This window comes from Thalassobacter sp., from assembly GCF_982993085.1.
The window spans coordinates 13,747-15,902 of the sequence record NZ_CEZFMW010000086.1; the positions used below are offsets into that span (position 1 = coordinate 13,747).

Genomic DNA, 2,156 nt, shown 5'->3' on the forward strand with positions numbered 1-2,156 from the left:
GGTTGGTACATCATCTCCAGCTTCTTCTTGCTGGTGTCGGTGTCGTGCTGGTGGTTGCGGACCTATTCGCTGGCCGAACAGCACAAGATGGGCAAACACGTCGCTTGGGCTTTTGCCGCTGCGATTTGGCTGTTCCTTGTGCTGGGCCTGTTCCGTCCCATTTTGATGGGGTCGTGGTCGGAAGCCGTGCCTTATGGCATCTTCCCGCACCTTGACTGGACCACGGCGTTCTCGATCCGCTACGGCAACCTGTACTACAACCCCTTCCACTGCCTCAGCATCGTGTTCCTCTATGGCTCGGTTCTGTTGTTCGCCATGCACGGCGCGACCATTCTGGCCGTGACCCGCTACGGCGGCGACCGTGAGCTAGAGCAGATCTATGACCGCGGCACCGCCTCGGAACGGGCTGCTTTGTTCTGGCGCTGGACCATGGGTTTTAACGCTACGATGGAAGGTATTCACCGCTGGGCTTGGTGGTTTGCTGTTCTCACCCCAATCACGGGTGGTATCGGTATCCTGCTGACAGGCACGGTCGTGGACAACTGGTTCATCTGGGCACAGGAGCACTACTTCGCCCCTGAATATCTCGAACCCTATGGCTACGAGTCATACGTTGAGGGAGGACAATAAGATGTTTCCCAAGTGGTTTACTGAATGGAACTCTAAAAACCCCACCAACATCTATGGCCCTGCCATTGTTGTTGGGGCCGCAGGGTCCGCTGTTTTCGCAGCAGCCCTTCTGGTGAGCTTCGGCCAACCCTTCGCGACGGACTCGATGCAAACGGGTCCCCGCGGAACCGGGATGCACGTGGCGAAGTACGTAACCGACATCAACACACCCGATCCCACGATCGAGGATTATTACACGGATGAGCCCTATATCCCCGAAGAGGGTGAAGAGCTGGCCGGTGATATCTATGAGAACGTGCAGGTTCTGGGTGATTTGACGGATGCCAACTTCAACCGCCTCATGAACGCGATGACCCAGTGGGTCGCGCCGGATGAGGGTTGTGCCTATTGTCACTCCGGTGCGGATGAGGGGAATTATGCGGATGACGACCTGTATACCAAGGTTGTTGCTCGGAACATGATTCAGATGACGCAAAGCATCAACGAGAACTGGGTTGGACACGTCCAAGCGAACCAAGAGGTCGGTGTGAACTGTTACACCTGCCACCGTGGTGAGGCTGTGCCCTCCGAGGTTTGGTTCCGGATCGATCCTGTGAACGAAAATGCCCAAGGCTGGAGCGCGAACCAAAACCGCGCAACAACCCTGTCGCAGTTCACGTCGCTTCCGTCTGATGCGTTGTACCAATATCTCATCGAGTATGAGACGATTGGCGTGCATGACCTCGAAAGCCGTGTGGCTGGTTCCATCGCAGAAGGCGAAGTTGCCTCGATCCAACAGACCGAGCGCACCTATTCCTTCATGAATTATTTCTCCAACTCGTTGGGCGTGAACTGTGTGTTCTGCCACAACAGCCGTGCCTTCTATGACCCCGGTCAGGTGACGCCCCAATGGGCTACTGCCTCTCTCGGGATTTCGATGGCACAGGAGATTAATGCGGATTGGATCCTGCCGATCAAAGACGTCCTGCCAGATCACCGGCTTGGACCTCTTTATGCTGATGCGCCAAAAGCCGCGTGTAAGACTTGTCACAAGGGGTACCAGAAACCCATGGGCGGTCTGAACGTTATCGCGGATTGGCCTGAACTCGCCACCACCGGCACACCGGTCTACGAGTAAACTATCCCTCTGGCGCCCCCTGCATCTTGGAGGCGCCGGTTCCCAAAGTCCTATGGCGTCCCTTTGACTATAGGCACGACTGACGCGTCGCGAGGGGCACACCCGAGCGGCGCGTTTTTTTACTTTCGATACTGGGAGGAACGACCATGTCCAACCCGCGCCCCAACACCCCCTTGTTGGACAAAGTCCATTCACCCGCCGATTTGCGCCGGATGTCTGATGGCGATCTTGCACGCCTGTCAGATGAGCTGCGCGCCGAGACGATTTGGACGGTGTCCGAAACCGGAGGCCATCTTGGGTCATCCCTTGGGGTGGTCGAACTGACGACCGCCATTCACGCTGTGTTTCAGACCCCCCATGACAAGCTGGTCTGGGATGTGGGTCACCAGTGTTATCCGCACAAAATTCT

3 protein-coding genes are annotated in these 2,156 nt (G+C 56.7%); all 3 read left to right on the forward strand.

All coding sequences use genetic code 11. From position 1 onward, the window contains the following. Positions 1-630 (forward strand): photosynthetic reaction center subunit M (gene pufM, locus AC4GMC_RS12970; protein WP_488055092.1); only part of this gene is annotated, 630 nt, incomplete at its 5' end. A gap of 1 nt (position 631) precedes the next feature. Then, complete coding sequence (gene pufC / locus AC4GMC_RS12975) at positions 632-1,747, forward strand: photosynthetic reaction center cytochrome PufC (protein WP_490367352.1); 1,116 nt, start codon at positions 632-634, stop codon at positions 1,745-1,747. A 146-nt stretch (positions 1,748-1,893) separates the two neighbouring features. Beyond that, on the forward strand, positions 1,894-2,156 hold a 263-nt coding region (locus tag AC4GMC_RS12980; protein ID WP_487878412.1), incomplete at its 3' end, for a 1-deoxy-D-xylulose-5-phosphate synthase N-terminal domain-containing protein.

Excerpts from the sequence above, each read along its gene's own strand:
- pufC (WP_490367352.1), top strand. The coding sequence starts at position 632 with ATGTTTCCCAAGTGGTTTACTGAATGGAACTCTAAAAACCCCACCAAC.